Annotated in this window: 5 protein-coding genes and 1 pseudogene; 5 read left to right on the top strand and 1 reads right to left on the bottom strand. The window is 62.6% G+C overall.

What is annotated here, in order from left to right:
- Window positions 1–336, top strand: a pseudogene (locus VIM98_RS17580) (hypothetical protein); the annotation flags it as partial.
- A 19-nt stretch (window positions 337–355) separates the two neighbouring features.
- On the opposite strand, the gene VIM98_RS17585 reads toward VIM98_RS17580, so the two are convergent.
- Entirely contained in the window at window positions 356–1,318 is a 963-nt protein-coding gene (locus tag VIM98_RS17585; protein ID WP_331994407.1) for a LysR family transcriptional regulator, read from the bottom strand.
- A gap of 142 nt (window positions 1,319–1,460) precedes the next feature.
- On the opposite strand from VIM98_RS17585, the gene VIM98_RS17590 reads away from it, so the two are divergent.
- The 4 genes from VIM98_RS17590 to VIM98_RS17605 are packed head-to-tail and all read left to right on the top strand — an operon-like array spanning window position 1,461 to window position 8,097.
- On the top strand, window positions 1,461–2,654 hold the full coding sequence (locus tag VIM98_RS17590) for an efflux RND transporter periplasmic adaptor subunit (RefSeq protein WP_331994408.1): 1,194 nt from the start codon (window positions 1,461–1,463) through the stop codon (window positions 2,652–2,654).
- 7 nt (window positions 2,655–2,661) lie between these two features.
- Entirely contained in the window at window positions 2,662–5,859 is a 3,198-nt protein-coding gene (locus VIM98_RS17595) for an efflux RND transporter permease subunit (protein ID WP_331994409.1), read from the top strand.
- 1 nt (window position 5,860) lies between these two features.
- Window positions 5,861–7,327: a TolC family protein gene (locus VIM98_RS17600; RefSeq protein ID WP_331994410.1), complete on the top strand. Its 1,467-nt coding sequence runs from the start codon at window positions 5,861–5,863 to the stop codon at window positions 7,325–7,327.
- Window positions 7,324–8,097 (top strand): SDR family oxidoreductase, encoded by a 774-nt coding sequence (locus VIM98_RS17605; RefSeq protein ID WP_331994411.1) that lies wholly within the window; start codon window positions 7,324–7,326, stop codon window positions 8,095–8,097. Before VIM98_RS17600 ends, VIM98_RS17605 begins: the two co-directional genes overlap by 4 nt.
- Window positions 8,098–8,293: the final 196 nt, after the last annotated feature.

The following is an 8,293-nucleotide window of genomic DNA, read 5'->3' on the forward strand; positions in this document are numbered from 1 at the left end:
GGCGGCGTTGCGGCTCACACTACGGAGTTTAACGTTCGCTCGAACAAGGAGACGATTTCCAAGGGATCCAATGTCGTCTATCGGCAGCGCGATCTACTGAATTTGAAGGCGACGCTGGAATCGCAAGGGTTCAAGCTTGCCGCGTTGAATTTCGATACCGGCGATCATCCCTATGACCTCGATGTGGATACACCGCCCTATATGCAGAACGGCAAGCGCCACCTGAAGCTCGATATCGCGGGGCAGGTAGCGACATCCTTTTTGCTGATTATCGAAAAAGTAGCCGAAACAGAGCGGACTCATTCGTGGTGGAGCCGGCTCCTTGGGCGACGATAACCCGAGACGGCGGGGCGCTTCAGGCGCTTAGCCGCTGCTGGGTGTGTATCGCCTTCTCGGTCGGCGTGGACTTCTTCATGAAGCCTGGCTCGTTGGTGCGATCGAAAATCTCGCGCACCCACTCGATAAACGCCTGCACCCGCGCAGACAAATGTTTTTTCTGCGGATAAACGATCCAGACCGGCTTGCCGGTGGAAATGGTGTCGGTCATCACCAGTTGCAGCGCCCCGCGATCCAGGTAGCAGCTGGCCAACATGTGCGGTATCTGGGTGATGCCCAGGCCGGTAGCGGCTGCCTGGATGACCGATTCGCCGTCGTTGATCAGCATATGCGCGTCGATATCGACGCCTACTTGCCCACCTGGCGTATCGAATTGCCATTGGCGCGGACGACCGTTGGGCATGATGTAGTTGATGCAGCGATGGTTTTGCAGATCGTCGAGGCTATGCGGTTCGCCGAACCGCTCCAGATACGACGGTGCGGCGACCACCACATTGCGCAGGTAGCCGATCTTGCGGGCGATCAGGCTGGAATCTTCGAGCTGCCCGACCCGGATGGCGCAATCGATGCCTTCCTGGATCAGGTCGGCCGGGTTGTCGCTCATGGAGAGTTCCAGGCGGATATCGGGATAGCGTTCCTCGAATTCCTGCAAGCGCGGAATGATCGCCGCCCGCCCTACCGCCAGCGACAAGCCGACGCGCAAACGCCCTGTCGGCTTGCGGGTGGCGTAGTTCAATGCCTCAGTGGCCTCGGCCAGATCGGCGAGGATCTCCTTGCAACGTGCATGGAACGCGGCGCCATCGTCAGTCAAACGCAAAGCACGGGTGGACCGGAACAGGAGGCGTGCGCCGAGCCTTTCTTCCAGACGCGAGACGGCGCGGCTGACCCCGGAGGGGGTCATGCCAAGTTGGGTGGCAGCGGCAGCGAAGCTCTTCGCTTCGACCACCCGGACAAAGGCGGATATTGCGGAGAAGTCTTCCATAGTTGGCCTTTCTACCCCATTCGTGACTGTCAGTCACTATTGCTTTGCACAAGAAACGGATTTTCTGTACCGGGAAGTACGCCTATTCTCCGCACCCTCGACGATTGTACTCGTCGGTCCAATAATTATCTGGAGCCGGAGAATGAAGAAGCGTTCGATCATGGCTAGCGTCGCTGTTGTGGCAGCCGCTGGCAGCTATGCCCTGCTAAATGGGCACGACAACCCCCATGCGCAAGCCGCTGCGGGCGGTCCGCCTCCGGTGACCGTGGCCCAAGTGCTGGTGCGCAACGTGGACGATTCCAACGAATTCACCGGTCGCCTGCAAGCCGTTGATTCGATTGATCTTCGCCCGCGCGTGAGCGGCTATATCGATGCGGTGCACTTCACCGAAGGCGCTTTCGTGAAGAAGGGCCAGGTGTTGTTCCAGATCGATCCACGCCCCTACCAGGCCGAAGTCGACCGGCTCACCGCCAACCTCACCCAGGCCAAGGCCGAACAGCTCCTGGCCCAGGCCAATGCGGACCGCGGTCGTCGCCTGCTCGAACAGCGCGCGGTGGCGAAGGAAGAAGCCGACCGCCTGGCCACGGCCGCCGAAAGCGCCAAGTCGCAGGTTGCCGCCACCCTGGCGGCGTTGACCGCCGCCAAGCTCAACCTGGAGTTCACCCAGGTGCGTGCGCCGGTCGATGGCCGGGTCAGCAATGCGCTGATCACCCCGGGCAACCTGGTGACCAGCAACGACGTGCTGACGCGCGTGGTGACGGTCAACCCGATGTACGCCTACTTCGATGTGGACGAGCACAGCTTCCTCAAGCTCGACCAGATCCGCCGCAACAAGGGCACCGCACCGCAGGTCACGATGGCACTGGCCAACGAAAGCGGTTTCCCGCATGCCGGGCGCATCGACTTTGTAGACAACGAACTGCGTCCCGGTTCGGGCACGATTCGCCTGCGCGCGGTGTTCGACAACAACGATGCTCGCTTTACGCCGGGCCTGTTCGTGCGCCTGAAACTGCGCGATGGCGATGCCCGCCCGCGTGCGCTGATCGACGATCGCGCGGTCGCCACCGATCTGGGCAACAAGTTCGTCTACGTCCTGGACAAGGACAAGAAGGTCGAATACCGCCGCGTTGTCACCGGGCCGCTGGTCGACGGTCTGCGCATTGTCGATGACGGTCTGACTGCCAAGGACGTCGTTGTCGTCAACGGTCTGCAGCACGTGCGCCCCGGCGTGGAAGTCACACCCACCACGGTCGCGATGGACAGCCGCAGCCTGGATCCGAACAAGCAACTTGCCGGCGGCGGCTCCGCACAGAAGGTCGCCGCGCTGAAGGACTGATCCGAAGATGAAAATCGCTCAATTTTTCGTGGACAGGCCGATCCTGGCCGGTGTCCTCTCTGTGTTGATCGTCATCGCGGGCAGCATTGCGCTGTTCAAGCTGCCGATCAGCGAATACCCCGAAATCGTGCCACCCACGGTCGTCGTGCGTGCCACCTACCCCGGCGCCAACCCGAAGGTAATCGCCGAAACCGTCGCCACACCGCTGGAAGAACAGATCAACGGCGTGGAAGGCATGCTCTACACCTCCTCGCAGTCCACCAGCGACGGCGTGATGACGCTGACCGTGACCTTTGCGCTCGGCACCGACCTGGACAACGCCCAAGTGCAGGTGCAGAACCGTGTGGCGCAGACGCTCAGTCGTTTGCCGCAGGAAGTGCAGCGCCTCGGCGTGACGACGCAGAAGAGTTCGCCCGACCTCACCATGGTCGTGCACTTGACCTCGCCCAATAACCGCTACGACATGCTGTACTTGTCGAACTACGCGCGCCTGCACATCAAGGATCAGCTCGCGCGTCTGGACGGCGTGGGCGATGTGCAGTTGTTCGGTGCCGGCGAGTACAGCATGCGTGTCTGGTTGAACCCGGACAAGCTGGCTCAGCGCGGTTTGACCACGGGCGACGTGATCCACGCCATCGGCGAGCAGAACGTCGCCGTTGCCGCCGGCTCGCTCAATGCGCCGCCGGGACCCGGCAATGCCGCCTTCCAGCTCAACATCAACACGCAGGGCCGCCTGGTCAACGAGGAAGATTTCCTCAATATCATCGTGCGCACCGACAGCAATGGCGCGGTCACGCACCTGCGTGACGTCGCCCGGGTGGAACTGGGCGCGGACAGCTACGCGCTGCGCAGCTTGCTGGACAACCAGCCGGCAGTGGCGATTCCGATCTTTGCCCGTCCCGGTTCGAACGCTATCCAGATCTCCGACGAAGTGCGGTCGATGATGGCGAGCCTGAAGAAGGATTTCCCCGAAGGCGTCGAGTATCACATCGTCTATGACCCGACCGTGTTCGTGCGCGGCTCGATCGAGGCGGTGGTGCACACGTTGTTCGAAGCGATCCTGCTGGTCGTGCTGGTGGTGATCCTGTTCCTGCAGACCTGGCGTGCCTCGATCATTCCGTTGGTCGCTGTGCCCGTATCGCTGATCGGCACCTTCGCGGTGATGTACCTCGCCGGCTTCTCGCTCAATGCGCTGTCGCTGTTCGGCCTGGTGCTGGCGATCGGTATCGTGGTGGACGACGCCATCGTGGTAGTGGAGAACGTCGAACGTCATATCGAGCACGGCATGCGGCCGAAAGAGGCCACGCGCCAGGCGATGAAGGAAGTGACCGGTCCGATTGTCGCCACCGCGCTCGTGCTGTGTGCCGTGTTCGTGCCGACCGCCTTCATCAGCGGCCTGACCGGCCAGTTCTACCGTCAGTTCGCGCTGACCATCGCCATCTCGACGGTCATCTCGGCGTTCAACTCGCTGACCTTGAGCCCGGCCCTCGCCGCCATCCTGCTGCGCGACCATGACGCACCGAAGGACAAGCTCACGGTGTGGATGGACCGCGGTCTGGGCTGGATCTTCCGTCCGTTCAATCGCCTGTTCGTATCTAGCGCCAATCGCTATGTCGGGGGCGTCAAGCGCGTGCTTCGCACCAGCGTTGTCGCGTTGTTCGTCTACGGTGGCCTGGTTGCCCTCGGCGCCTTCGGTTTCGTACACGTGCCGACCGGCTTCGTACCGCCGCAGGACAAGCAGTATCTGGTCTCGTTTGCGCAGCTGCCCGACGCGGCTTCGCTCGATCGCACGGAAGACGTGATCCGCCGCATGAGCGACATCGCATTGAAGACGCCGGGCGTGGAAAGCGCAGTGGCGTTCCCCGGCCTGTCGATCAACGGCTTCACCAACAGCACCAACTCCGGCATCGTGTTCGTGACACTGAAGCCCTTCGAAGAACGCCGCGATGCGGACAAGTCGGCCGGTGCCATCACCGCCGAACTGAACCAGAAGTACGCCGGCATCCAGGATGCTTACATCGCGGTGTTCCCGCCGCCGCCCGTCATGGGCCTGGGCACCATCGGCGGCTTCCGTATCCAGATCGAAGACCGTTCGGATATGGGTTTCGAGGAGTTATACAAGCAGACCCAGAACCTGATCGGCGAAAGCCGCAAGACGCCGACGCTGGCCGGCCTGTTCTCCAGCTATCAGGTCAGCGTGCCGCAGATCGATGCCAACGTGGATCGTGAAAAGGCCAAGGCCGAAGGCGTGGACCTGTCCGATGTGTACCAGACGCTGCAGGCGTACATGGGCTCGCTCTATGTCAACGACTTCAATCGTTTCGGTCGCACCTACCAGGTGAACGTTTCGGCGGATCAGGGCTTCCGTCGCGAACCGGAGGACCTGCTGCAGCTCAAGACCCGCAACGCGCGTGGCGAAGCGATTCCGCTCGGTTCGTTCCTGACCGTGAGCCAGACCGTCGGCCCGGATCGCGTGCAGCACTACAACGGCTATCCGACCGCCGAAATCAACGGCGGCCCGGCGCCGGGCTTCAGCTCGGGCCAGGCACAGGATGCGATGGAGAAGCTGGCGCGCGACAACCTGCCCAACGGCATGTCGTTCGAATGGACCGAGCTGACGTATCAGCAGATCCTCGCCGGCAATACCGCGGTGCTGGTGTTCCCCTTGTGCGTGCTGCTGGTGTTCCTGGTGCTCGCTTCGCTCTATGAAAGCCTGACCTTGCCGCTGGCGGTGATCCTGATCGTGCCGATGGTGTTGCTGTCCGCGATCTCCGGCGTGTGGCTCTCGGGTGGCGACAACAACATCTTCACCCAGATCGGCTTGATCGTGCTGGTGGGGCTGGCGTGCAAGAACGCGATCCTGATCGTGGAATTCGCTCGCGAGGCGCAGATCCTGGAAGGGCTGGATCGCAAGCAGGCCGTGCTCGAAGCCGCCCGTCTGCGCTTGCGCCCGATCCTGATGACCTCGATCGCCTTCATCATGGGTGTGGTGCCGCTGGTGACCTCCCATGGCGCGGGTGCCGAGATGCGTCATGCGATGGGTGTGGCGGTGTTCGCCGGCATGCTGGGCGTGACCTTCTTCGGCCTGATCTTCACCCCGCTGTTCTACGTGTTGATCCGTGGCTGGACCGAAAAGATGGATGAGCGCCGCGCTGCCCGCAAGGCCGCTCTGAAAGCACAGCGCCCGGCGCTGGAGGAACATTGAGATGAGCTTCACGCAGATAGATAACCGCAAGCCGGGCTTCAAGCCCGGCAAGTGGACGGCGATGTTCGCCGCCCTGGCCCTGGCCGGTTGCGTCAGCGTCGGTCCGAATTACCACGCTCCGCAAGAGAAGCCCGTCGCATTGCAAGGCGTCGATGCGCAGCAGCAAAGCGTGGAGAATTTCCAGGCCAAGTGGTGGGAACAGTTCAACGACACTACGCTTAATACCCTGATCCAGCGTGCGGCCAAGAACAGCCCCGACCTGAAGATCGCGCAGGCCCGCCTGCGCGAAGCACGAGCGGAGCTTGGCGTGACCAAGGCCGATCAATGGCCGACGATCGATACCGGCGTCGATTACAGCAAGAGTGTGCAACAACAGCCGGGTTTCACGACGCAACGTGTGCCCGTGCAGACCTACCAGGCCGGCTTCGATGCTTCATGGGAAGTCGACATCTTCGGTGGCGTGCGCCGTTCGGTAGAAGCCGCCAAGGCCGAGGCACAAGGTGCCGATGCCTCGTTGCAGGATGCCCAGGTGACCTTGTTCGCCGAGGTCGCGCGTTATTACTTCGATCTTCGGGGAGCGCAGCTGCGCATCGATGTTGCCAAGCGCGATATCGACAACCAGCAATCGTCGCTCAAGCTGATTCAGGCGCGCCTGGATGTCGGCACCGGCTCCGAGCAGGACGTCGCCAGCGCCAAGGCCCGCCTGGCTCAGGTGGAAGCGCAGCTGCCGCAACTGCAAACCCAGGCACGTGCGGATGAGTTCCGTCTGGCGGTTCTCCTCGGCGAACGTCCCGGCGAGCTCGACATCGATCTATCGCCGGTGAACTTCAAACCGATCGACGTCAGTCTGGCGATCGGCCAGGCCGGCGATGTGCTGGCGCGCCGCCCTGACGTGCGTGTGGCCGAACGCCAGTACGCCGCGGCGAATGCGCGCATCGGTGTCGCCAAGGCCGACTGGTTCCCGCATATCACGCTCGGCGGCTTCCTCGGTTTCCTGGCCGGGCGCAGCAACGATTTCGGCAGCCCCGGAACGCGTGCATGGACTCTGGCGCCCAGCATCAGCTGGTCGGGCCTGAACGTGCAGCGCGTGAATTCCAACGTCAAGGCGAGCGAAGCGCGTACCGAAGCGGCATTGGCCAACTACCAGCGCACCGTGTTGCAAGCGGTCGAAGATGTCGATAACTCGCTGACCGCCTACAACCTGCAACGCGAGCGTGTACAGAAGCTGCTGGAACAGGCGCAGCAGAGTCGTCGTGCGGCCGAGCTGGCCAAGATCCGCTACACGGAAGGCGCTACCGACTTCCTCGAATGGCTGGATGCCGAGCGCACCCAGCTCGCGGCGGAAGATGCCTTGGCCGAAGGCGAGGCGGCGATCAATGTACGTGCCGTAGCGATCTACAAGTCGCTTGGCGGCGGCTGGCAGGCCTGCGGCGACGAGAAATGCTCCGAGGTGGCCGTTGCACCATGAACGCCACCGTGCACCGTCTGCCGCGCACGGCCGCGCGCGGCAGCGTTGTCGATAGCGAACCGCCGCCGAGCCAGCGCGTCGCGCTGGTCAGCGGCGGCAACCGCGGCCTGGGCCTGGAAGTCGTCCGTCAGCTGGCAGCGCAGGGCATCACCGTCCTGCTCGGCTCGCGCTCGCTGCTTGCCGGCGAGAAAGTCGCACGACAGCTGCGCCACGAAGGTAACGATGTCGTGGCAGTCAAGCTCGATGTCACCGACGATGACGATGTCATATCGCTCGCAAGCCGGATCGATCGTGAATATCACCGGCTGGATATCCTGGTGAACAACGCCGGCGCCTTCTTCGACGTGGAGAAGCGCGCCTCCAATGCGGACCTGGGTACGGTTCGCCGTGCGTTGGACGTGAACCTGCTAGGCGCATGGCGATTGACCGAAGCGTTATTGCCGCTGATGCAGCGTCATAACTACGGCCGTATCGTCAATGTCTCCAGCAGTTGCGGCACGATCGACAACGAGAGCGATACGTGTCCGGCTTATCGAGTATCCAAGACCGCCCTCAATGGCTACACGCGCATGCTTGCGGCCGAACTCAAAGGCAGCGGCGTGCTGGTCAACGCCGTGTGTCCCGGCTGGGTGGCCACGGATATGGGCGGTAGCGGCGGTCGGCCTGTGAAGGATGGTGCCGAAGGCATTGTCTGGGCGGCATGCCTGCCGGCACAGAACGCGCATATGAATGGGCGGTTCTTTCGGGATAAGCGGCAGATTGCCTGGTGAGGCGGCAAGAAGAACTGAGGCATTGCCCCCTCACCCCGACCCTCTCCCCCGGCATAGCCCTGTCTCTTGATCACATCTTGAGGTGGCCGTAACCTGCTGCGCCCGGATAGCAAGTCTCACGGAAGGAGTCACGATGAAGGACGACGCGGCCTGGTCGCAGCAGGTTTTCGGGGAGTGTGATCTTGGCGATATCCGA

It is taken from the genome of Dyella sp. (assembly GCF_036568765.1).
Classification (GTDB): Bacteria; Pseudomonadota; Gammaproteobacteria; order Xanthomonadales; family Rhodanobacteraceae; genus GSA-30.